Source organism: Humisphaera borealis, from assembly GCF_015169395.1.
Classification (GTDB): Bacteria; Planctomycetota; Phycisphaerae; order Tepidisphaerales; family Tepidisphaeraceae; genus Humisphaera; species Humisphaera borealis.
Map to the genome: position 1 here is coordinate 7030239 of NZ_CP063458.1, position 23435 is coordinate 7053673.

15 protein-coding genes are annotated in these 23435 nt (G+C 63.8%); 10 read left to right on the forward strand and 5 right to left on the reverse strand.

Annotation, left to right across the window (positions count from 1 at the left end):
- Positions 1-27: 27 nt before the first annotated feature.
- From IPV69_RS26535 to IPV69_RS26545, 3 genes are all read right to left on the reverse strand, one after another.
- Positions 28-3735, reverse strand: a complete 3708-nt coding sequence (locus IPV69_RS26535; RefSeq protein WP_206292753.1) for a VWA domain-containing protein — start codon at positions 3733-3735, stop codon at positions 28-30.
- 303 nt (positions 3736-4038) lie between these two features.
- Entirely contained in the window at positions 4039-6348 is a 2310-nt protein-coding gene (locus tag IPV69_RS26540) for a transglutaminase domain-containing protein (protein ID WP_206292754.1), read from the reverse strand.
- Between the two features lie 174 nt (positions 6349-6522).
- Positions 6523-7551 carry a CsgG/HfaB family protein gene (locus IPV69_RS26545; RefSeq protein WP_206292755.1) on the reverse strand — a complete coding sequence of 343 codons (1029 nt, stop codon included), beginning with the start codon at positions 7549-7551 and terminating at the stop codon, positions 6523-6525.
- A gap of 525 nt (positions 7552-8076) precedes the next feature.
- Between IPV69_RS26545 and IPV69_RS26550 the strand changes: the two genes are divergently transcribed.
- Together IPV69_RS26550 and IPV69_RS26555 are read left to right on the forward strand one after the other, a co-directional pair.
- Positions 8077-8997, forward strand: coding sequence for a calcium-binding protein (locus IPV69_RS26550; RefSeq protein WP_206292756.1), 921 nt, complete (start codon positions 8077-8079; stop codon positions 8995-8997).
- Positions 8998-9171: 174 nt separating this feature from the next.
- Entirely contained in the window at positions 9172-9915 is a 744-nt protein-coding gene (locus tag IPV69_RS26555; RefSeq protein ID WP_206292757.1) for a hypothetical protein, read from the forward strand.
- A gap of 123 nt (positions 9916-10038) precedes the next feature.
- Here the strand turns inward: IPV69_RS26555 and IPV69_RS26560 are convergent, their stop codons facing one another.
- Positions 10039-10704: a VIT1/CCC1 transporter family protein gene (locus IPV69_RS26560; RefSeq protein ID WP_206292758.1), complete on the reverse strand. Its 666-nt coding sequence runs from the start codon at positions 10702-10704 to the stop codon at positions 10039-10041.
- Positions 10705-10884: 180 nt separating this feature from the next.
- Here IPV69_RS26560 and IPV69_RS26565 point away from each other — a divergent pair, with 180 nt between their 5' ends.
- The 5 genes from IPV69_RS26565 (at position 10885) to IPV69_RS26585 (ending at position 17757) form a co-directional block, all read left to right on the forward strand.
- Complete coding sequence (locus IPV69_RS26565) at positions 10885-12366, forward strand: DUF1501 domain-containing protein (RefSeq protein WP_206292759.1); 1482 nt, start codon at positions 10885-10887, stop codon at positions 12364-12366.
- Between the two features lie 128 nt (positions 12367-12494).
- Entirely contained in the window at positions 12495-12893 is a 399-nt protein-coding gene (locus IPV69_RS26570) for a BlaI/MecI/CopY family transcriptional regulator (protein ID WP_206292760.1), read from the forward strand.
- On the forward strand, positions 12890-14497 hold the full coding sequence (locus IPV69_RS26575) for a M56 family metallopeptidase (protein ID WP_206292761.1): 1608 nt from the start codon (positions 12890-12892) through the stop codon (positions 14495-14497). Before IPV69_RS26570 ends, IPV69_RS26575 begins: the two co-directional genes overlap by 4 nt.
- Before the next feature lie 115 nt (positions 14498-14612).
- Positions 14613-15329: a hypothetical protein gene (locus IPV69_RS26580; protein WP_206292762.1), complete on the forward strand. Its 717-nt coding sequence runs from the start codon at positions 14613-14615 to the stop codon at positions 15327-15329.
- 91 nt (positions 15330-15420) lie between these two features.
- A complete protein-coding gene (locus tag IPV69_RS26585) occupies positions 15421-17757 on the forward strand; it encodes a G8 domain-containing protein (protein WP_241180040.1) in 2337 nt (778 codons plus the stop codon).
- Positions 17758-17872: 115 nt separating this feature from the next.
- Here IPV69_RS26585 and IPV69_RS26590 read toward each other — a convergent pair whose 3' ends face one another.
- Positions 17873-18406, reverse strand: a complete 534-nt coding sequence (locus IPV69_RS26590; RefSeq protein WP_206292764.1) for a pyridoxamine 5'-phosphate oxidase family protein — start codon at positions 18404-18406, stop codon at positions 17873-17875.
- A 183-nt stretch (positions 18407-18589) separates the two neighbouring features.
- Here IPV69_RS26590 and IPV69_RS26595 point away from each other — a divergent pair, with 183 nt between their 5' ends.
- The 3 genes from IPV69_RS26595 to IPV69_RS26605 all read left to right on the forward strand — a co-directional run bounded on the left by IPV69_RS26595 (position 18590) and on the right by IPV69_RS26605 (position 23399).
- Positions 18590-20968 (forward strand): alpha/beta hydrolase family protein, encoded by a 2379-nt coding sequence (locus IPV69_RS26595; RefSeq protein ID WP_206292765.1) that lies wholly within the window; start codon positions 18590-18592, stop codon positions 20966-20968.
- Between the two features lie 393 nt (positions 20969-21361).
- Positions 21362-21751 carry a cold-shock protein gene (locus IPV69_RS27760; RefSeq protein ID WP_206292766.1) on the forward strand — a complete coding sequence of 130 codons (390 nt, stop codon included), beginning with the start codon at positions 21362-21364 and terminating at the stop codon, positions 21749-21751.
- 304 nt (positions 21752-22055) lie between these two features.
- The gene (locus tag IPV69_RS26605; RefSeq protein WP_206292767.1) at positions 22056-23399 is read left to right on the forward strand and encodes a glutamate-1-semialdehyde 2,1-aminomutase; all 1344 of its coding nucleotides are present in this window, start codon (positions 22056-22058) and stop codon (positions 23397-23399) included.
- Positions 23400-23435 lie beyond the last annotated feature (36 nt).

Genomic DNA, 23435 nt, shown 5'->3' on the forward strand with positions numbered 1-23435 from the left:
TCATATGCTGCAATAGACGGGCCCACGTTACCCGCCCGTCTTCGCTCCGCAGTTCGTGCAGAACTTCGCGCCGATGGTCAGCGGCTTGCCGCAGTTGGTGCAGAATTTCGGCCTGGCCGGCGTCACCGCGGCGGGCGCGGTTGCAGGCGACGTGGCCGTTGCCTGCACGGGCGGGGGTTGGACGGGTGGAGGCTGGACTGGCGTCACCGGCGGCGGTACCGGCGTTGTCGCTGTGGGTGTCGTCGGCGCTTTGCTGAAGTCGATCTTCACCGGATCGAACCGGGCCACCGTCGTCGAGTTGGCGTTCACCCACGCCTGCCGTTTGAACTCGATGCCGGCCATCGTTGTCGTCACCGTGTATTGCCCCGGTGACAGCTTGGCGCTCTGGCCGAACAGGCCGCGGGCGACCTCCTTGCCGTTCCTGTCGGAGATGACCCACTGCTCGGGCGTGCGGAAAATCGCGGTCTGCAATTTCGCCAGCAGGATGTCCGCCTGCGCCGCCGGCAGGTACTGGCCGTTGCCGGCCCGGGCCGTCGCGAGCAACTGCTCGCTCCAGTCCTGGCGGTTGATGTCGAAGCCGACGACCTGGAAGCTGACGCCGGGAAGCTTGGCGATCGCCTCGGCGGCTTTCACCGGGTTCTGCCGCGGCATCGTGTCTTCGCCGCCATCGGTCAGTAGCACCAGCGTGATCGGCTTGGTCTTGTCCTTCGCGCCGGCCAGGTCCTGCGCCGTCTGTGTGAGACTGGTGGCCAGTGGCGTTTTGCCGCGGCAGCGCAAGCCGCGGACGATGTCGATCACCTTCTTCTTGTCGAGCTTCGCCATCGGAAGGATGAGCGCCGTATCCAGGTCGGCGTCCTTCTCGATCGCTCGCTTGCGGTAGCCGTAGGCACGCAGCGCGACCTCGCTGTTCTCAGGGAGTGATTCGATCAGCGCAATCACCGCGTCCTGGGCGATCGCGAACTTCTGCCGGCCGCCCATCTCTTCCAGCATCGAGCCCGACGCATCCATAATGATGTAGATGCGGTTCATCGGCGGGGTGGTCACTTCAGTCTTCAGTGTGCCGGGGCCTTCCTTCTTTGCGATCGTCAGGTTCGGTGTGGCCCGTGTGAGGAAGAGCAACGCGAAGCTCGTCGGCAACGGCGGGTCGGCCTCCTGGCCGGTGTGAATCCAGCTTCCATCGTCCATCTGCTTCGACACCAGCATCTTGGCGCCAAAGGGGTACCACTCGTTGTCGCCGATGTATTCGGTGTCGAGGATCCGGCCGACGCGCTCCATGCCGTAGAGATAGTAGTAGAGCCAGCTATCGCTGTTCTCCGGGTTCTGCGTGACCGAAAACTTGACGTCCAGCCAGCCGATGCCGCGCTCGATGATCTCGTCGACGCCGGGCTCTTTTTCGCCCATGTGATAACGGCAGAGGGTGAGTGTGCCGACGCCGGCACAGGTCATCGAGCCATACGACCGGTCGCCGTGGTAGCCGAAGCCGCCGTCTTCCTGTTGCCAGGATTTCACGGTGTCGTAGGTTTTCTTCCAGAGTTCCGGGGGGATCTTCAGGCCCATGCGGGCGGCGGAATGCAGGCCCAGTATGGCGTATTGCGTTACGGAGTTGTCGCCGTCTTCGCCGGCCTCGGGCTTGCTGATGCGGGTCATCACGGCTTCGTCGGAGCCGGGGCCTTCGGTCGGCTTGCCGCCGACGATGCTGAGCGGGTCCGACAGGTCCGGCGGCGTTTCGGCGTAGAACTTGCGGTCGCGATTGCCGCCATAGCCCCAGGTGCCTCCCTTGCCCTGCGATTCGATCAGGTACCTCGTTGCGTTGCGGACTTTCGGCATGTACATCGCGTCGCCGAAGTGCTCGGCGATCATCAGGTAGACGCCGGCGGCATAGGTGCCCAGGGAGACCGGGTCAGCGCCATCCAGGAACATTCGCACCGCAGCATCGCACGCAGGATTCTTCTTGTGATGGTCGCTGTGGACCAGCGCCAGAAGCATGAGCGCTTGCTGGGCGGTGAACTGGTTGCCGTTCTTGAAGTCCTTGGTGTCCTTCTCCAGTGCTTTCCACAGGAAGGCCGCACCGCGGTCGATCGCGGCATTGACCTGCTCGGGTGTCAGGCCGGCGGCCGCGAGCCCCATCGGCTTGGCGGGCTGCTTCGCCGTCACCCGCGCCGGAAGCTCGGACTTCTTTGTCACCTGCGGCGGCGTGATCGGCTTGACCGGCGGTGTCGTCGTTCCGGCGACCGCGGGGCCGGTGGCGGGCCTGCCGCCGCCGGGCTGGTTCGCGGGTTGCGAAGCGGCGACTGCGGGGTCGGCGCCTGCCCCGGCGATCGGTTGCAGATCGAACACCTTCGCCATCGAGATACCTGCGTACGCCAGTCGCGGCTTGGCGAGTGCGGCGGCCACATCGTAGACAACCTGAAACGCCCGCTGCTCGCCGGAGGGAATGTAGACCAGCGGCGTGGGCCGACGGATACCGGCGAATGTCGCATCACTGACCGCAAGCTGAGCGCCCTGCTCGTCCACCAGCTTGAGCTGGTCTTTTACCTGGAAGAACTCGCCTTGCCGGCCGGTGTTCTGCACCTCTACATCCAGCACCAGGAATCGGCCCTTGGTTGGCTTCACGTCGGCGAAAGTCTCTAGTGCTGTCTGGCCGACGATCGCGACCTTGAACAGGTCATCATTGATCGCCAGCAGGGCATCGCGCTTGGCGGGGCGGATGTAATTGCCATCGACGAACAGGTCGATCGCGGTCGGCCGGATGATCTGCGTGCCGCTGCGCGCGCCGGGGAAGCTCAACTTCAGTTCCGTTCCCTTGGCTTCGGCGGGTGCGAGAAAAACCATCGATCCGCCGGTCTTCACTTCCGGCAGCAGGCGTGGAATGACCGGAAGATCGGAGAGTTCGGTATCCACCGCGTAGGCGTACTGGCCGTCGACCAGCAGGCTCACGTATTTCTGCCACTCAGCCCAGTCGGTGAAGATCGCCTTGCGGATCTTGCTGCCGGGACTGGCGGTGGGATCGAACGCGGTGGCGTCGGCGTCGGCCTTGAAGGTGCTTTCAGCGCGAAAATCGATCGTGACGTACGTCATGCCCGCCGGTGCCTTGCGGCCGGCCAGCTCGGTGTCGCGCTTGATGGCGAACACGCCGGCCTCCATCACCTGGTTGCTGCGAGCGATGCCGATGGGCTTGAGCGGCGACGCCGGTGGTGTGCCGGCGATCTGCACGAAGAAGTGGCCGTGCGTCAGGTCGTAGTAGTGCAGCGAAAACTGGCTCGCCGACAGGGCCAGATCCTTCGGCACGTCGAAGATCAGGTTTCCCTTGGCGGTGTCCCCCAGGGCGGGCAGATCGAAATCGCGGGTCTTGAGATGGCCGGGCAGTTTCGCCGTCGCCGGGGCGACCCGGGCGACCTTGCGACCGTCGACGACGAGATAAACATGCTCGGCCAGATCGGGAATTTTATACCCAGTCGGAATGCTCTTGTTCTCCGCTGTTATCTTGACCGGCAGGACGTTCTCCCACTGCGTGCTGATGATCAGAAACAGCCTGCCGTCGGCGGCCTTGGTGTCGCCGTAAGTGTCGGCGAGGCCGGCATTGCGAATGGTGACAGCGACGGCGCGATTGCCCGTCTCTGCCCGAACGGGAACGGTCTTACCCAGCTCGATCGCCGCGGCGAAAACAGGGTGAGAAAGCAGCGACACCAAGAGACTGACGGAAAGGGCAAGGCAGCGTCTGTTGGATGATTGCATGGCAGAACTCCGTTCGTTCGGCTGGGGCAGCCACGAAGGACTCGTCTCAAAACAGCCGACCGAGATTCGCAGTCCCGGTGCGCGAATCTTGGACGTCTATCCAGCTCACTTCTTTTCGCCGACGACCGGCACCTATTTGCGTCGATCCAGAGTCCCACTTCCAGTGGTGTTGCGAGATTTGAGAAGCTCGAGTCTGCCACCCGGGTCTTCAAGGCCCGCTTGACCGGCCTCCGGGCTCGCGATTCTTCCCGGCTCCCCGGGTGACAGACGAAACTCTGCAGCTTCTCCGTGTCCCCGGTGTCGTCACAGCAGCAGGATCAGCTCGTGCAATCGGGCGGCGTTCTGAAACGCGCGGAGCAGTTGAAGGCCGTTCAAACCCTTGCCGCCGCACACCATCTGGATGAACTCCTTCTGCGAGTAGCTCTTCATCTCGTCAACGCTCAGACGGAACGGAATGTCGAGCAGGCCGTTGACCTTGTTCTCGATCTGCTGGCGTTCGGTGGTGGCGGCGTGGAAGCCGTCGCCGGTGACACCGATCGTCGAACCCGTCGCCGGGTCCACCTTCCACCAGCCGACCTGGCCGGTCAGCCGAGCGACGGTACTCGCCGACGGCTTGGCGGTGGCGATCAGGACTGCGCCACCGGCGACCGACTGCTCGGCGCGGGTGCGGGCATCCGTCGGCCAGACGGACAAATCCGCTGCCCGGCCGGGGAGGGCAACCAGTGCGGCGTCCGGCCCTTCAAGCAGGTTCACCGTGTTGATCGCCTTGCTCGCCTGCTCGCCGGCGAGGGTATCCATCGTCTCGACCACACCGGCTTCGACGACCGTATCGGCGACGCCCTGTTTCACGCGGGTTACGAACGCATCCACGCCCGAACGGACCGCGACATCGTTGACCGCCAGGTCGGTGCGGGTGAGCCGAACAACCTTGCCGTCGGCGGTGGCGCGGGTGAAGCGGGCGAGCGTGAAAACGTTCGTGGAATCGAGATACACGTCTCCTGCGACCGGGCTCACGGCGAACCGGCCGGTGGCCGCGCCCCACGCGGGCGAGAGCGCCAGCGTGCGCGGGTCGAAATCGATCGGCTTGATCTTCGCGTCTTTGCCAGCTGCGGCGATGCGGGCATCGAGCGTCGCCAGCACGCGGCGCTTGGCCTTGAGCAGCGCCTGCGCGTACTGGCTGGCGAGGAACTCCTGCGTCGGCTGGGCGCCGAACGCCAGGATGTCGGTCTCGCCGACCAGCGTCAGGGCGCGGTCGAGCCGGACGGCGTCCGTGAGCTTCGACAGCGTGACTGCACCCTTGGCACGGGCCGCGGGGCCGACAAGATCGAACACCTCGCGGCGGATCGTCCGGGCCGGTTTGCCCGGCGTGCGGACGGTCATCTCCAGCCATTCGGCGGTCCAGATGCCGGCAGCCTGTGCCGTGTCGCTGTCGCCGGCCAGTCCGCCGCCCAATCCGCCGAGCGTGCTGCCGGTGGCCTTGCCCATGCCGGCGGTGCGGTCGAGGTTGGGATTGGAGTTGATCTGTCCGGCGTCGGTGACTGCGTCGTTCACGGTGCTCGCACCGGCGATGATGAACGCCGGGATGTACTCGCTGACGGCGGTCATCGCCTGGAGCTGCTGCGGCAGCGGGGCGGTGGTCGGTGTTTTGTATGCGACGGGGATATGCGTGTAGACGACGCGTTTGCCCTGCAGTTCGGCCGGGCGAAGCGAGAGCGTGAGCGGCGACGCTTCGAGCAGCTTGCCGCCTTCCAGCCGTTCTACAACGACCTTGAAGTCGACCGTATGCACCGATTCGGCCGGAATCGCCTTAAGTTTGCCGTCCTCGCTCGGACTTGCGACGGTGGTCTTGGCGTCGGCGATGCGGTCGCCGAGCTTGGCGGTCGGAAGCGTGGGGTCGGCGTCGATCCACTGTTCAGCTTGCTTGAGTTGAACCCACCAGTGATCGGCAAGCACATCGGCGATGGCCGCGGGCTGAGACGCCTGGCCCTTCTGCGGTGCGAGGCCCGACGCGGCAAGCTGTTTGATGAGTTCGTCTGAATGCTTCGCCACTCGTGCCGCGGCGGCGGCGTTCTGCGCGACCGCGCCTTGATTCGCAGCCGTCAGTTCGGCGCTGGCATCGGCGGGTCGCGCGGACGTCAGCCAGTTCGCGGGGATCGGACGGATCGCGCCCGCGACCTTGGCGGCATCGGTCACCGCGCCCTGGGCGAGCCGCGCTTCAAACCCGGCGGCGCGGAGCAGCTCGGCCAGCAGCAGGCTGCGGTCCAGGCTTGAACCCAGGCGATCCTGCAGTACACCCGCCGCGCCGCGGAGGGAGCCGCGATAGGGGGCGAAGTGCGTGTTGTCGCGCACCCAGGCGAACAGTGTGGCAGGGTCGCGGCCGATCTTCTCGATCAGCGCGACCGGGTCGGACGTCTCGGCGGGGATCTGCCCGGCGGCGTCTTCGAGCGCGGCAAACGCCTCGACCAGCTGCGCCTTGACGGCCTTGGGGTCGGCCGCTGGTGCGGCGGTGTTGGACGGCTGCGCGATCAGTTGGCCGGCTCCCGAAAAGCTGAAGGCGAGGACCGAAACAACGAGCGTGCGAAATTGATGGGTTGGTTTGGCAAGGCGAGTCATGGTGACTCCTGGAATTGCGAGGGTTTCGAAAGGCTAAGTCGGCGTCAGCCCCGGCGAGCGTCGCCGGGGCTGACAACAGTCTCTTTGTGGCATGGGCATGTACTCATGCCCGTGCGGCGGCAACTGGGCATTCAGCGGACATGGGCAAGAGTACTTGCCCATGCCACAAGAACGCTACTCGATTTTCGTGCCATCCTTCGGGCAGAACCGGGCACCCGCAGGAATCGCTTCGCCACAGTCCGGGCAGAACTTCTTGGCGCTGACGGCCGAAGGGGTGACGGCGGGGGCCGACACAGCCGGGGCTGAAACGGCGGGGGCTGAGACAGGGACCGGAACTTCCGCCGCCGCCGCCGCCGCAACCGGGGTTGCGGGTGCTTTGGCGGGTTGGGTAACCGTACCTGGAGCGGCAGCCGGCGACTTGGTCAGCTTCGCGATCTTGGCATCCAACTCCGGCAGCATTTTCTTGATGGCGTCGTCGAACGCGAGCCGCAGCACGCGGCCGGCGTCGTCTTCGGTCACCTGGATCTGCGCGTCATTCTTCCCGCCGAAGCCCATCACGTTGATGCCCAGCGATTCGGCCGAGTCCACGCGATCGAACTCCGAGAACTTGCTCACCAGGATCTTACCATTGGTCGGATCGACCAGGCGAAGGTCAACGCCAACCTGGGTCTTGATCTGAACGTTCTTCTGGTTGTAACCGGTTTCGCCGCCACCGAAGCGACCGCCAAGCAGGCCGCCAAGACCGCCGGCATTGATGCCGGTTTCGGTCGCTTCCTGCTTGATGCGGAAGCTGGTGATCTTGCCGATCAGCAGGTACTGCGCCCCGAGCACCTGGCCGGCCTTGGCCATCTGATCGGGGCGAACGATGCCTTCCATGTTCTGTTCGGCCAGCAGTTGCTGAACCTGGGTGCGCTCGACCATTTCAAATCGACGGGTCTGGTCGAGCAGGGTCGTCAATTGGTCGCCGGCGATCCGGGCGAGCTGCTGCTTGTCGCCGGAGAAATTGCCAGGCGCCGCAACTTCCAGGAACGGCGGAACGGCGGCACGAAGCACCGGGTTGCTGCCCGGCGGCGGGGGATAGACGCCGACATTGGCCGTCAACTGGTCGCGGTTGGCCGACTCGCCGGTCTTGGCACAACCGGTGCCCAGAGCCAGGACGCCTGCGGCAAAAACACAGGAAAGGTTACGAAGCGTGCGATTCACGGAAGTCTCCATCTGACAGCAAAGGGACGATAGTGCCGAACGACCGCGGGCGACGGTTGGTGTCGCGATCCCCGATGGCATGCACCTGACAGGGTTGCGGTCGCGTCGGCCGGCTCCAAAACTGCCGGCCGTCGCGTTCGGCGTGTCAGGTAAGGACGCGATTTATAGGGATTCGGTTAGACCGCTCGACCGCCCTTTTCAGGTCAGTGAAGTCCGGAATGGGTCGGCAACGTCGTAGCTGCTGCGGCCCTCCTGTCCTGTGGCTCAGCTCGCTGTGTTGACCATCATCGTTTGCGAATGGGGTGCGCTGAGTCGCCATTGCGAGCGTCGAGGAATTTTCCTGTGGGGTGCGATTTCGTGTTGGGTGGGATTCTTCTGGCGGGAATAGCGGCAGAGGAAAACGATCGACGCGAGAAGTCGGCAAGAGCTCTGTCGATACTCCCGCGTTGTTCCAGCCTGTCCGCGTCGCGCCGTCAGTGTGTCGGCCGCGACCCACCCACACCAAATCTTTGCGACGGAGGCCAAATGCGCAGCATTTTGGAAAGCATCGAGTCTCGACGTCTGTTGTCGGGAAGCCCCATTGAACTCGAGTCCGATGGCGAACTGGAAATCAAAGGCACCGACGCCGCCGACACCCTTGCGGTGGTCGTCAACGGGACCGACGCGACACTGCTCGATGTCACGCTCAATGGCGTCACGTCGCAGTTCAAGGTCGCGCTGGTGAAGAAGATCGAGGCGTCGCTCGGTGCCGGCAACGACACCGCGACGATCGGCACCGGCATCGCCGTCAAGGCCGAGCTCAAAGGCGGCTCGGGCGATGACAGCCTGACCGGCGGCGACGGCAACGACGAAATCGACGGTGGAGACGGTGTCGACACCATGACCGGCGGCGCAGGCGCCGACAAGTTCAAGGTCACCACCGGCGACGTGCTGACCGACTTTGTTGCCGGCACCGACACACAGGTGACGCAGACCGTCAAGCCGCCCAAGCCGCCGGAACCCCCGAAGCCGCCGAAGCCCCCGGAAGTCAAGCCGGTCGGCCCCTCGGTGACGCTCAGGAAGGGCGAAGTGAAGGTGCTCGGCACCTCCGGCGATGACAAGCTCAACGTCGCCCTCAATGCGATCGACGCCACGCTGCTCGACGTCACCCTGAACGGCGTCACGACGCAGTTCAAGGTCGCCGACGTGAAGGAAATCGAAGCCGAGCTGCGAGCCGGCAACGACACTGCCGTCATCGACAACGCCGTCACCATCCGCTCGGAACTCGACGGCGGCGCCGGCGACGACAACCTCACCGGCGGCGGTGGGAAGGACACGCTTTACGGCGGTTCCGGCATCGACACCCTGACCGGCGGCGGTGGGGCCGATCGCTTCATCGTGAAGCTCGCCGACACCGTCACCGACTTCGACGCGCTGGTCGATACGAAGTACCTGCTGCCGATCTAACCCGCGTATGCGGCATCCCAAGTTCAGACGGCAGTCTCCGCCCGAGTGAATCGGCGGGGACTGCCGTCTTTTTGTCTGGCAGTTCAACATCGGGCCGACCTGCGTCTACTCTGCGTAGGCAGGATCGGTCCGCGTGGACGATTCGTGCCCTGCCACCCCAACCCAACGAACGCCATGAAAAACCGCCTCATGCTCGCCTTGTCTCTTGCCCTCAGTGCTTCGGCTTTCGCGGCCGAGCCGCCGGCGATTCCGGCTGAATCGATTGCCAATAAGAAGGAAGTGCTTTTCTCCGACGACTTTGAAGGCGCCGAGCCCGCGAAGGTGTGGCACAAGGTCGTGCCGACATTCGCGGTCGAGAAGGGCGCGCTCAAGGGAACGCAGACCCGCGACAAGGCCATCCCTGCCGAGGGTGGCAAGCCTGCGGTCACCCCGCACGCCGCCGTCCATGGCCTGGAGATCCCGACGAAGGACAGCGTCGTGGAAGTGAAGATCAAGTTCGAAGGCGCGTCGATGATCGACGTCGAGTTCGACGACCGGAAGTACACCGGTGCCCACTATGGCCACATCTGCCGGGCGCAGGTGCGGCTGAACGGTGTCACGCTGATCGATGAGCGCGACGGGACGATGCGCAACGACATCTACGAGATGAAGGACCCTTCGCAGAAGGCCGCGAAGGCCAAGCTGCTCGCGGGGCGCAGCGCGACGTTCCCCGCCAAGCTCGAAGCCGGCAAGTGGTACACGCTGGTGGTCGAGACCGTCGGCGACGAGATGCGCGTGACCATCGACGGCAAGCCCGCCGGCTTCCTCAAGTCCTCCGGCATCGGCCATGCGACCAAGAGCAAGATCGAGCTCGGCGTCGCGGGCAAGGACGGCTTCTTCGACGACATTAAGGTCTGGAACGCCGAGCCGAAGAAGTAGTAGTCGATGGTCTGACGAGATATCAACGGATCGATCATACGGCGGAGTCGGCGCGATGCGTCGGCTCCGCCGTTTACGTCTGGGTTGCGATAACAGGGGGACCTGCGACGTCTCGGCGCGTGGTCAGCCTCCCAGAGCCATGGTCAGCCCCACCATCGCGGTACCGAGCAACACCATCGTAACGCCCGTACGGACCGGTCGAAGAGCGGCGCACTTGCCGAACGAGTATCCGGTAACGAACAGCAGGGCGATCGCGATGCCGTTCGATAGCCGAATGGCGTTAGCGGGATGGCTCATGAACAGGAACGGCAACACCACGGGAAAGGTGGAGACGAATACGAGCGCGAAGATGGCCGCCGCACCGAGCCAATCGTCCTTTCGCAGTCTGGGGTAGGGCGGCGGCTCCGCCAGTTCATGGACGCGCTGACGCATCAGTTCCAGTTCAGCCGGTCGCAGCAGCGACGCCGCCGCGGCCGGCAGGGCTTTGGCGATCGCTTGCTGGCCTTCAGAGGCGTTGGTGGCGGCTCGCACCGCACGCCAGGTACGCAGGGTCTGTCCCTTTTCGCTGAGGCAGGCCATCAGGAACATCACGGCGTCGATCAGTCCCCACGCCAGATTGCACCCGATCGCCCCGAACAGCATGGTGCGCACCGCCGCCTGGCCCGCCTCGGCCGCGCTGAGCGAGCCAGTGAATCCCAAGACCATGATCAGGCCGAAGAGCACTTCGGAGATGCGGTCCATCGGATCGAGGAGGCGATCGGTCGATCTTTCGGGCAGGGCAGTAGGCATGCTGGGACGATACTGTCGGCATTCCCTTCCGCTTGGCCAGCACGCGGTTCGTTGATCCAGCGAGCAACAGGGCGATCCAGGGGCGTCGCGAGCTGCCGGCACGTTGCAACACGCCCGGCCGTAGCGAGGTAACACCGATCGAGCAGGCGGGAGACGCCTTCACCTCTGGCTCGGTGGAACATGAAGAACACGCGATCCCAATCCTCGCCGACGTCCGGCGGCGTGCCCATGCACCCCGGCGTCGGCTTGACCCGCCGACAGGCGATCCAGGCCGGTGCGATCGGCCTGCTGGGCCTGGGGATGAATCACCTTTCGGCGCTGCAGTCGCTCGCCGGGGCGACCGGGGCGAAGTCAGCCAAGGCCAAGTCGGTCATCTACATCTTCCTGTCCGGTGGGCTGGCTCAGCACGAAAGCTTCGACATGAAGCCCGATGCCCCGGACAACATCCGCGGGGAGTTCAAACCCATCCGCACCGCGACGCCGGGCACGCACATCTGCGAGCACCTGCCGATGCTCGCCCAGCGGTCGGACAAGTACGCGCTGGTTCGTTCGCTGACGCACGAAAGCAACGAACACTCTCAGGCCCATCACATCATGTTGACCGGCCGCAGCGAGATCCCGATCGGCTTTGATCCGAGCAAGCCCAAGAACACCGACTGGCCGAGCATCGCCTCGCTCGCGGCGGCGTCGCTGAAGCCGGTGAACAATCTGCCGCCGGCGCTGGTGCTGCCGGACAAGATCGTCCACCGCACCGGTCGGACCATTCCCGGTCAGTTCGGCGGAATGATGGGTACGCGGGCCGATCCCTGGTTTTTGGAGATGTCGCCGTACCATCCGATTCACTACGGCGCGTATCCGCAGTACCTGTTTCATCACGAGACGGGGCTGCAGAAGGATGACGGCCTGCGGTTTCAGGCGCCGTACCTCAGCCTGCCCGAGGGCCTCACGCTCGACCGCGTCGCCAGCCGGGTCGGCCTGCGGGACCAACTCGAGAAGCAGGTGGCGGCGTACGACAAACTCGCCGGCGATGAACAACTCGACCGGCACCGCGAACTGGCGATCTCGCTGCTGACTGATCCGAAGACCCGCGAGGCGTTCAGTCTCGATCGTGCCGACCCCAAATCCCTCGACCGCTACGGCCGCAACAGCTTCGGCTGGAGCCTGCTGATGGCGCGGCGGCTCATCACGTCCGGTGTGAAACTGGTGCAGGTCAACCTCGGCAACAACGAGGCGTGGGATACGCATCAGAACGCGTTCCCCAATTTGAAAAACTTCCTGCTCCCGCCGATGGACCAGGCCGTCAGCGCCCTGCTCGATGATCTCTCGGCCAGCGGCGAACTGGACGAAACGCTGATCGTGATGGCCGGCGAGTTCGGCCGAACGCCGAAAATCTCCACGCTACCCAAGGCCAAAGGCGCCGGCCGTGATCACTGGGGCGCGGTGCAGTCGGTCCTTCTCGCCGGTGGCGGTGTCCGCGGCGGGGCGGTTGTCGGCAGCAGCGACAAGATCGGCGGCCACCCCGCGTCCGACCCGCAGCGTCCGGAGAACCTGGCTTCCACGATTTACAACGCACTCGGCATTTCACGCGAGGCCACCTGGCAGGACTTCGGCGGCAGGCCGCACTACCTGTACCAGGGCGAGCCCATCAAGGGCTTGGTGTGAGCGGTCGGTCCGGAGTAGGCAGCGTGGGGCTCCAATGGGTTGAGGTTTTTGTTGACTACTTCGGTAGTCACGCTTATTCTCTGCCTACGCTAGTAGTCACAGCTCCGCCCAACTAAAAGGGAATGAGAATGGCAGACCGCAAGCCCGCCCTTGGATCGACTGAAATCGAGGTGCTTCGGTACCTCGGCGACCACGGCCCCCTCAGCGTGGCCGATGTCGCGGCCCACTTCGCCCGGACCTCGGGTCAGGCGCGCACGACCATTCTGACCATGATGGAGCGGCTGCGTAAGAAGGGCTATCTGAGCCGCAAGCAGGTCGACGGCTCGTACCAGTATTCAACCAAGGTCGAAAAGAAGGCGTTGCTTCGCGGGCTGGTGAAGTCCTTCGTCGACAAGACCCTGGCCGGTTCGGTCTCGCCGTTCGTGGCCTACCTCTCTGAAGATGGCGCGGTATCGCAGGACGATCTTGACCAGTTGAAACAACTGGTTCGCGATCTGGAACAGGAGAGAAACGGAGGGAAGAAATGAGCGGTTTAAATGGCTTGTCGGAACTCTGGTCGTCGGCCGTCTGGCGGGCTAGTTGGCAGGGCGGCGTCTTCACCCTTTTCGTATGGCTCATCTGTTGGCTCGCGCCGTCAATACCCGCTCGATTCCAGAGTTGGATGTGGCGGCTGGTCGCGCTCAAGTTCGTGGTCGCATTGGTCTGGTCGACGCCGATCGGCATTCCGCTGCTGGCACCCCCGGATGCAGTAGTCGTTCAGGCGGGCACTTCTGTCGCGTCGGAACAAACCGATGTGGCAGCGGAGTTTACGTCGGAGAGAACGCTCTCCCCCATGCTGATGCCGCTTTTGGTCATGTTCGTCGGCTGGCTGCTGGTTACGGCGTGCCTGTCGGTGCGAATACTCGTCGCCTGCCTGGCCGCCCGCCGATTGAAATCCGCATGCCGTCGCAGCGAGGACAGAAGGTTTTTATGCCAATTGGCGGCGATCGCGCGGTCGTTCGGGATGACAGGCCACCCGCCTGTCCTGGAGTCCGATGGTGACGGCAGTCCGCTGCTCGTCGGGATTCTTCGGCCGGCTATCGTCGTCCCCTCGACTACGCTCAGGCGACTTGCCGATCCGGAACGCGCCATGGTGATCGGCCACGAACTCGCACATCTCCGCCGGGCCGACCTGGCGTGGGGACTGCTCGCGTCGGTCATCCGAGCCGTGTTCTTCTTTCACCCGCTGGCCTGGCTTTGCGAACGGCGGTTGCGGCTGTCACAGGAAATCGCCGCCGACGAATTGGCTGTTCTTAAACAGCGACAAGACCCGATCGGCTATGCCACGTTGCTGGTGGCGGTTGTCGGCAAGTTTAGCCGTCATCAAACACAACCCGCACTGTCGCTTGCGGCAGCGGGGTCTGGTCAATCGCTCGGAAAAAGGATCGTAGCCATGCATTTTATCAAGCCCGTTTCCCGTCGAGCCGTGGCGACCTATGCGATCGCACTCGGATTGTTCAGTGCGCTGGGCGTCGTCCCCTGGACGGTCGTCGCGGCCGAGCCGCAAGCGGAAAAGAAATCGTCCCCGGACAAACCCGCCGCGAAGGAAACCGTCGATCAAAAAGACAAGAACGGCTGGGGCAGATTCGTGTCGTTCAAGGACGGCACCCTGACCGTCGAGAGCAACGCCGGTGCGCACCTCGTCTGGACCGGCATCACTGAGACCGTTAAGGCGATGGTGTACGACGTCCAATCCAATTCATATCGCCAGTACGAAGGGACCGCGGCGGCACTGAACCAGGCGAAGCCCGGAACGCCAGTGTCGGTGACGTCCGGAAAGGCGATGATCCGCATCGGCGCGAGGAAGGGGCAAACCGTGGGCACCTTCGTGGCCTTCAAGGACGGGCGTCTCCTGATGCTCGGCAAGAACCTCGGCGAGAGCTTCACCAAGAAGTATGGGAACAACGTTCACTTCAATCCGTTCCGTGCCGACATCCCGGCTTACGAAAGCGTCGACGGCGGCGAGTACAAGCAAGTGGGAACCGCCAACAAGGTCTTGGGCAATGTGAAGGAAGGGACAATCCTGACCATTCACGGCGAAGGCGACGACAATATCACGCGAGTGGACATCGGCGTGCCGAAAGCGAACTGAGCTTTGTTCGCAAACGATGCGGGCCACCCACGCCACAAGACTTCGGCCAGGTACGAGTACTGTCTCGCGGTCGTTGCGACCGCGGGATGTGCCAACTTTGAAAGGTAACACATCTGTGCTGCATTCGATCACTAGCGCCAGTCGCGTTGTTTACTCTATCGTCCTCGGGTTGCTTGCCGCTGCGGGTGCCATGTCCGGGTCGGCAGGGGCAGCGGAGCCGCCGGCCGGCAAGACGCCTGGGTCCCCCGCTGTCGAAGCCGCCCCGACAGAGTCTGTCGCCACAAAGCGGCCGATCGATCAGAAGGAGAAGTTCGGCTTCGGCAGGTTCGTGTCGTTCAAGGACGGTACGCTGACGCTCGAAAACAATGCCGGCGACTTGATCGTTTGGAACAAGATTCCCGAGAGCGCCAAGGCCCTCAAATACGACCCCGAGATCAATGACTACAAAGAAATCAAAGGCACAGCCGCCGCCCTCAAGGAGGTGAAGCCTGGCAGGTACATGATGGTCGGCGAGAAGATGGCGTTCGTCCGGATCGGAGCGAGAGTCGAGCAGGTCAGGGGCACGTTCGTGTCGTTCAAGAACGAGCGGCTTCTGACGCTCGGCAAGGATCTCCCCGAGAGCTTCACCAAGCGATACGGAAACAACCTGCATTACAGCAAGTTCCGTGACGACGTACCCGTTTACGAGAGCGTCGACGGCGGCGAGTACAAGCTGATCGGGACCGCCAACAAGGTCCTGGGTAGCGTCAACGAAGGAACGCTCGTCATCGTTCACGGAGAGGGCGACGACAATATCACTCTCATTCAAATCGGCGAGCCGACGAAGAAGTAACCATTACGTGTTGACGCGACGTCGTGGCGTGGGCCCCAGCCCAGGGCGCACGATCCGAACTCCTGTGCCACCTAACCCGGGGCCTGCCGTGATGAAGTGGACTGTATTCGCGTGCCTGTTGCTGTTTGCAACGGCTCTGTCCGCCGCGGAGCCCGTGACCTTCAATGCGCGCTCTGCCAATAGCGGCAACTGGTCGGACGTCGGCACCTGGGAAGCAGGTCGCAAGCCGCAGGCCGGCGACTTCGTTCAGATTCGTTCCGGGCACACGGTCGAGTACGACGTACATTCCGGCGACGCGCTGCGCATGTTGCATGTCGCCGGGAATCTGCGGTTCTCGCGGACGAAGTCGACGTTGCTGGACGTCGGTCTGATCAAGATCGAGCCCGGCACGACGACCACCGAAGACGGATTCGACTGCCACGACGACGCACCCGCGGCGCTCCCCGGCGGCGTTAAGCCGGCGCTGGAGATCGGCTCGCGGGAGTCGCCGATCCCCGCAGGCATCAAGGCAACGATTCGTCTTCGGCATCACAAGGGCACCAACGCCGAAACGCTCCCTGCGATCATCGCCTGTGGCGGACGATTCGATGTGCATGGCGAACCCATGGCTCGAACCTGGCTCAAGCTGGCCAAACCGGCAGGCCCCGGTGACACTCGGATCACGCTCGAATCGGCGGTCCCTGACTGGCGCGTGGGGGATCGGATCATCGTCACGACCGGCGACCTGAAGGGGCCGGACGCCGGCGGCGGGTTTCGCCAGGGGCTCGGCCGACCGAAGAAGCCGGGCACCGAGGAATGCCTTATCAAGGCTGTCGACGGCGCGGTGCTGACCCTCGATCGCGCCTTGAAGTTCGTCCATCACGGCCAGGGCCTGATGCGGTGCGAGGCCGCGAACCTCTCCCGGAACGTCGTCATCGAATCGGCCGAGCCCGGCGGTGTGCGCGGACACACGATGTACCACCGCGATTCCATCGGCGGCATCAGCTACGCCGAGTTCCGGCACCTCGGCAAGGACGGCGTACTCGGCAAGTACCCGATCCACTTTCACCTCGTCCGCGACACCATGCGGGGCAGCGGCGTGATCGGCGCAAGTATTTGGGACTCGCACAACCGCTGGGTCACCATTCACGGCACCGACCATCTGATCGTCCGCGATTGCGTCGGCTACCAGTCGCGCGGCCACGGCTACTTCCTCGAAGACGCGACCGAGCAATGGAACCTGCTCGACCGCAATCTCGCCGTGCAGGCGTTCGGTTCAGCTCCACTGCCCAAACAAGTCCTGTCGTATGACCCCAACGACGGCGCTGGGTTCTGGTGGGCCAACGGGCGGAATACGCTCACACGCAATGTCTCCTGCGAAAACGACCGTTACGGCTATCACTTTCAGATCGTCAAAACGTCGGTCTTCGATCCCGTCATGCAGCTGAGAGGGCCCGATGGCAAGTCCGCCGGCCAGGACGTTCGCGCGGTGCCATTCCTTCGCTTCGAAGACAACGAGTCGCACGGCAATGGACTTTTCGGATTCCGTTTCGGCGACGAGGTTCACGGCTCCGTCGGCGGAACCCCTCAGCACCCCTTTGTGGTACGCAACCTGCGGAGCTGGCAAGAGCACTACGCGGTCCGGCCCAACGTGCGTTGCTTCATGCTCGACGGTCTGAAGGTCCGCAACGCCGCCTACGGCATTTACCACCCCGACTATGATCTTCACGTCTACCGCGATATCGAGTTGGACAACGTGACCGCAGAGCCGATCAACGGCGGGCACGACGACGACAGCCTTGCCGACGGCGACTTCACCTACGAACGCCTGACGTTCCGAAACTGCCGCCTCGGCCGCGATCCCCTCGTGCAACTCACGCACCGGGCAGCGAAACCAGGGCTCTCAGGGCATTTTCGCGGGATCGTCGTCATCAACAGCGTGTCGAACGACGGCGTCGTCAACTTCGGCGGCGGGCCTCGGACCAACCGCGTTGACAATCCAGTCCGTTACTACTTTCACGATTGGCCAGCCGCCGGCGAAGTCACTCGTGTCATCAGCGAAAGATCGCTCGACATCGAGAGCCGCGGAGATTTTCGAATCATCGACGGCTGGACCGGCGGCGAAGCGCGGGCTGGCATCGCAGCGGGTGTCGTCTTTCCCCAACTACTTCATTTATCGGACAACCTTCCTCCTGCTACCCTGATCACCCAAGTGCGAACGGAAGACAATCGCCGAATCGTATCGGGCGTCTCCCATGACAACGGTGAGATCGCTACCGTTTCCGTCAATGGTCAACCCGCCACGATCACAGCACGCCACGCCGGTGTGGCTGACTGGACGATCACGCTTGAGGCGTCGAACGACCGAGCTTACGTTGGCCGGTCTGTGGACCGCGCGGGTAACGTCGAACACACGACACACCAGCGATTTGAAAGCGATCGTCGCTGATTTAACGTTCTGCAAGTTCCACCTTTGGAAGGCGCGACGGAACTTGGTCCCGCTCTGCGGCATGGCGACTGCGTCGAGATTCCGTCGTCCAGTCAATGCGGACTAGGTCAAGAGATCATCTCAACTCCGCCGCCGAGAGATGCTCTTCCCGGCTGATGTCCGGTTCCGAACCGGTCAGCATTCCCTTGGCGATTTCGAAAAGGGCTCGCGGGCGGGAGTGCTTGCTCTTGGTGTAGACGACCGAGACGGCGTCTACCAGGATCAATGCCAGCCGAGGGTCGTCGGGGCCGCCGTTGCGGTTGCCGCCTTCGTCGCCGAACCAGGCCTGCCAGTCGGGCTGATGCAGCTCCCGGATGAGCCTGCGGTCCTGGCTCAGTGTCGCCTTGCCGCTGACCGACACCCACTCATACGTGCCGTGGTTGTAGTAGCCCAGGTTCACATTCGGATCGTCCTCGAGCTCGTCGATTTTCTGAGTCTCGATATTGGTGACGAACCAGAGGTCGGCGATCGGATTTCGCTTCTGCGTCGCCATCGGACGCGTCACGAGAAGACCATCGGATCGACGGGTGGTCATGAGCGCGATCTTCATCTCCTTGATCAGGTCGTACAGTTCGTCGAGCTTCTTCGCCGTTGGCGTGGTTTCAGTCATGGTGTTCACCTGAAACGATGCTACGCACTTGCCCACCCGCTCGGACCTGCGAAAGCCGCGTTAAAAGTGCATCATGCTTCAAGCGACCACGACGATGCGAACGACCGGACCTCTGCGTGGTATCGAACTTCGGCATCACGTCATTTGTTCTGCTTCGGCGACACAGGAAAGCGAGACCTTCAAATGATCCATCTGCGTAACCCAAGGCAGGAAAGCCACAAAGGCACAGGGGCACAGACGGCCAACTCTGCCCGATGGACCTGGGGCGAACTCGACTTGCTTCAAAAGAACGTTCGCACGACCGTGCTGAAGACCCGTTTGCCCTCCGTGTCTCTGCGCCTCTGTGGCGTTCTCGTCCGCACGGCGTGCGTGCTGGTCGTCGCTGCACTGGCGCAAGCCGCATCCGCCGATGCCCCGCGCGTTCTGCCGGCCGGTACGCTTCCGGCGGATAGTCGGCTCGAGCCATTGAAGGACCTCAACGGCTACTTTCCGTTCACGCCGCCGACGGACAAAGACGCCTGGGCGAAGCGGGCGGATTACGTCCGGCGGCAGATCCTGGTGTCGCAGGGCCTCTGGCCGATGCCGACGAAGACGCCGCTGAACGCCGTCATCCACGGCAGCATCGATTGCGGCGACTACACGGTCGAGAAGGTTTACTTCGAAAGCGTGCCGGGGCTGTTCGTCACGGGGAACCTCTACCGGCCGAAGGGATCGACCGGAATCGGAGCGCCGCCGCTGAAATACCCCGCCGTGATGTTCGCCCACGGTCATTGGAAAGACGCCCGGCTCTCCGAAGAGTCTGAAGCGAATGTTCGCAAGGAGATCGCCACCGGCCAGGAGCGCTTCGAGAAAGGCGGCCGCAGCCGGTTCCAGTCGATGTGCGTGCAGCTTGCCCGCATGGGGTGCATCGTCTGGCAGTGGGACATGCTGAGCGATTCTGACGCGATCCAGTTCTCTGCCCAGACCGTGCATCGCTTCGCCAAGCAGCGGCCGGAGTTCAACACGCTCGAGAACTGGGGCCTCTACAGTGCACAGGCCGAAGCCCGTCTGCAGAGCATCATGGGCCTGCAGACGCTCAATGCCGTCCGCTCGCTCGACTTCCTGATGACCCTGCCCGAGATCGATCCCAAGCGCATCGCGATCACCGGTGCCAGCGGCGGCGGCACGCAGACGATGCTGCTGGCGGCGATCGATCCGCGCATCACGCTGTCGTTCCCCGCCGTCATGGTCAGCACGGCGATGCAGGGGGGCTGCACCTGTGAGAGCTCGTCGCTGCTCCGCGTCAACACCGGCAACATCGAGTTCGCCGGGCTGTTCGCGCCCAAGCCGCAGGGCATGACGACCGCCAACGACTGGACGAAGGAGATGTCCACCAAGGGCTTCCCCGAGCTTCAGCAGCTCTACAAGTTTCTGGGCGCGCCGAACAACGTGATGCTCCATCGCGGCGAGCACTTTCCGCACAACTACAATGCCGTCTCGCGGTCGGCCTTCTACACGTTGCTGAACAAGCACTTCAAGCTCGGCTTTCCCGAGCCGGTGATCGAGAAAGACTTCGAGCCCCTGACACGCGCGCAGCTCACGGTGTGGGATGACAAACACCCCGCGCCCAAGGCCGACGACGCCGACTTCGAACGCAAGCTACTCAAGTGGCTCGCCGACGACGCTGACAAGCAGCTTCGTTCCGCCGCCGCATCGCTCGAGGGTCTGAAGAAGGAGATCGCGCCGGCGGTCGAAGTGCTTATCGGCCGCAGCATCGCGACGGCGGGTAAGGGCGAGTGGGAACTGAAGCTCAAGACCGACCGCGGTGACTACATCGAAATGAACGGCCTGCTTAGGAACAAGACGTATAAGGAAGAGCTACCGGTCGTCTGGCTCTTTCCGAAGGACTGGGACGGGCATGCGGTGGTCTGGCTCGGCGACGGCGGCAAGTCTTCGCTGTACACCGCCGACGGTAAGGTGCAGCCCGATGTGCTGCGGCTGGTGAAGTCGGGCGCGACGGTGCTGGGGATCGATCTGCTGATGCAGGGCGAATTCCTCGCGGAGGGACAGCCATTGAAGGAGACCCGAAAGGTCGCCAACCCGCGCGAATTTGCCGGCTACACCTTCGGCTACAACCATGCGCTGTTTGCCCAGCGGACCCACGACGTGCTGACGGCGGTGAGTTTCCTGCGGACGGCGGAGTACGGGTCGCACCCGAAGGTGACCCGGGTTGACGTGGTCGGGCTCGGCGGGACCGGGCCGATCGTTGCCGCCGCCCGGGCGATCGCCGGCGGCCAGATCGACCGCGCCGCGGTGGACACCGGGGGTTTCCGGTTCGGCAAGCTGCTGGATTACCGCGACCCGCAGTTTCTGCCGGGTGGGGCCAAGTACCTTGATGTGCCCGGTCTGCTCGCGCTCAGTGCTCCGCACCCGCTCTGGCTGGCCGGCGAGGGCAACGGGGTGGACCTTGTGACCGCCGCCTATGCCCCCGACGGGAATGCGAGCCGGCTGACACTCGCGCCGGTGGATAAGGCTCGAGCCGCGGCATCGGCGACGGATTGGCTGCTGAAACAAGGGATTTGAAGAATCTGTTCAGGAAAATAGGGAAGTTAGACAACGCGGAACGGGGTCCGATAATAGACAGGAACATGCCGAGAGGTTTGTAGCTCTGGGAGAGACATTTCGTCGGGGATCGCCGGAATGTTTGAGCGTCTCATCGGTGGTGTGAAAAAGGGAGAACCACGTCTTGTGCCTTGCGACTTTCGGGTCGTTGCGTTGTAGGGGTTGTCGTACACATCCGCTCGGTGCCTGCCGTCGCCCGGCACGCTGCACGCAGTTGCGTGGCCTCATCGGGTGATCAGCGAGCACCGTCCAACGCCTTGGAAGTGGCCGGTCATTCTGTTGTGTTCGCCGTATGGCACGCGCCCTGCGCGTGGGTTCTCCGTTGGGCGAGTCATCATTTCATTGGAGTTGGCCATGCCTACCGGTCCGGTTAAGTGGTTCGATTCGAAAAAGGGTTTCGGCTTCATCGTCAGCCCCGACGGTGAGGACGTTTTTGTTCATTTCTCCAGCATCGAAGGGGACGGCTTTCGGTCCCTTCGCGACGGCGAGACCGTCGAATACGAAATGCGGAAGACCGACAAGGGACTGGCCGCGGATCATGTCCGTCGGCTGATCGCCGAGGTCGCGGAGATCGCTGTCGATCAGGTTCGTGAGACGCGTGACGTTCGCGGCCCGCGCGAGGTCAACGGCAACGTGCTGCATCCGCAGGAGCGGCCGGGGCAGTCGGCCCGGTTCCGTGGCAGCCCGGCCGGGAGCATGGGCCGTCCCAGCCGCGTGCCGCAGGGCCATGCCCATCGGTACTGATTGCCCGTGCGAGCCGCGCCCGCAGGGAGGTGGTCGCGGCTCGCATGTCACGCTCGGCGCGATTCACGGCCGGACCCAGCCGTCATATACACTACAGCCACCCCAGGTTGACCACTCGGGGCCGGCGGACATCGTTTAGGTGTTTCTCGCATCTTCTGCCGCGCGGCTGATTTGCCGATGCTTACGCAAAGTACCCCCGCATCGACAGCTCCGGCCGTCGAAACGGGTACTGCGTGCCTTGGTCAAATCGGCCTGCGTCGAGCGGGCGACCGAAGGACGTCCTCTTCGACAGGGACAACCACCGATGTCTGACGGTGCCGCCGATACGACGTTTCCCACCAGCAGGTCCTACGCCAACAGCCGAAAGCTGCAGGCGGTCGCGCACGCGTTGATTCCCGGCGGCGCGCACACCTACGCCAAGGGGGACGACCAGTTCCCCGAAGATTCCCCAGGTTTCATGGCCCGCGGGCAGGGCGCGCATGCCTGGGATGTCGATGGCAACGAGTTCATCGAGTACGGCATTGGGTTGCGGTCGGTCATCCTCGGCCACGCTTACGAGCCGGTCATCCGCGCCGCCGCGGCCGCTTTGCCGATGGGCGTCAACTTCACCCGGCCGCACCAGGTGGAAGTCGAAGCCGCCGAGGCCGTCCTGTCGCTGGTCAACCAGGACATGATCAAGTTCGCCAAGCACGGCTCGGACGTCGTTACCGCCGCCGTCAAGCTGTCGCGCGCCTTTACGGGGCGCGACATGATCGCGGTCTGCGGCGACCACCCGTTCTTCGCGGTCGACGACTGGTTCATCGGCACCACCGCGATGAACGCCGGCATTCCGCTCTACACGCAGCTGCTCACCCAGAAGTTCAAGTACAACGACCTGGCGAGCCTGCAGGCGCTGTTCGACCAATTCCCCGACAAGATTGCCTGCGTGGTCATGGAGGCCGAGAACACCGAGGCCCCGCAGCCCGGCTATCTGCAGAAGGTGCAGGACCTCTGCCGCCGCAAGGGCGCGGTCTTTGTGATGGACGAGATCATCACCGGCTTCCGCTGGCACAACGGCGGAGCCCAGGCTTTCCACGGGGTTAAGCCGGACCTGTGCTCGTTCGGCAAGGCGATGGCCAACGGGTTCAGCGTGTCGGCGCTGTGCGGCCGACGCGACATCATGGAGCAGGGCGGCCTGCGGTCCGACCGCAAGCGCGTCTTCACCCTCAGCACCACTCACGGCGGCGAAACCCACGCGCTGGCCGCCTGCATCGCGACGATGAACGAGTACAAGAGCCGCGACGTCATCGGCACGCTCTGGCGGCAGGGCAAACGGCTGCAGGACGGCGTCGACCGCATCATCGATTCGCTCGGCATCCGTGACTACTTCCATCTCGTCGGCCGCCCGGCGGCCCTGATCTACGTCACCAAGGACGCCGACAAAACCCGCAGCCAGCAGTTCCGCACGCTGTTCCTCCAGGAGATGATCAAGCGAGGCGTCATCTGCCCGAACCTGATCGTCTCGGCCGCCCACACTGACGCCGACATCGATCGCACGATCGCGGTCGTGGGTGAATCGCTGGAGGTGTACAAGAAGGCGCTGGAAGAAGGCGTCTACCGATATCTCGCCGGTCGGCCGGTTAAGCCGGTGGCGCGGGCGTACAACTAGCGGGGAAGAATCTGGCAAGGGGGCAGCACCGCCCGG

Bases quoted from the DNA above. Each gene is read 5' to 3' on its own strand.
- IPV69_RS26535 (WP_206292753.1), bottom strand. From the start codon at position 3,735: ATGCAATCATCCAACAGACGCTGCCTTGCCCTTTCCGTCAGTCTCTTG.
- IPV69_RS26540 (WP_206292754.1), bottom strand. From the start codon at position 6,348: ATGACTCGCCTTGCCAAACCAACCCATCAATTTCGCACGCTCGTTGTT.
- IPV69_RS26550 (WP_206292756.1), top strand. From the start codon at position 8,077: ATGCGCAGCATTTTGGAAAGCATCGAGTCTCGACGTCTGTTGTCGGGA.
- IPV69_RS26555 (WP_206292757.1), top strand. From the start codon at position 9,172: ATGAAAAACCGCCTCATGCTCGCCTTGTCTCTTGCCCTCAGTGCTTCG.
- IPV69_RS26560 (WP_206292758.1), bottom strand. From the start codon at position 10,704: ATGCCTACTGCCCTGCCCGAAAGATCGACCGATCGCCTCCTCGATCCG.
- IPV69_RS26565 (WP_206292759.1), top strand. From the start codon at position 10,885: ATGAAGAACACGCGATCCCAATCCTCGCCGACGTCCGGCGGCGTGCCC.
- IPV69_RS26570 (WP_206292760.1), top strand. From the start codon at position 12,495: ATGGCAGACCGCAAGCCCGCCCTTGGATCGACTGAAATCGAGGTGCTT.
- IPV69_RS26575 (WP_206292761.1), top strand. From the start codon at position 12,890: ATGAGCGGTTTAAATGGCTTGTCGGAACTCTGGTCGTCGGCCGTCTGG.
- IPV69_RS26585 (WP_241180040.1), top strand. From the start codon at position 15,421: ATGAAGTGGACTGTATTCGCGTGCCTGTTGCTGTTTGCAACGGCTCTG.
- IPV69_RS26590 (WP_206292764.1), bottom strand. From the start codon at position 18,406: ATGACTGAAACCACGCCAACGGCGAAGAAGCTCGACGAACTGTACGAC.
- IPV69_RS26595 (WP_206292765.1), top strand. From the start codon at position 18,590: ATGATCCATCTGCGTAACCCAAGGCAGGAAAGCCACAAAGGCACAGGG.
- IPV69_RS27760 (WP_206292766.1), top strand. From the start codon at position 21,362: ATGCCTACCGGTCCGGTTAAGTGGTTCGATTCGAAAAAGGGTTTCGGC.
- IPV69_RS26605 (WP_206292767.1), top strand. From the start codon at position 22,056: ATGTCTGACGGTGCCGCCGATACGACGTTTCCCACCAGCAGGTCCTAC.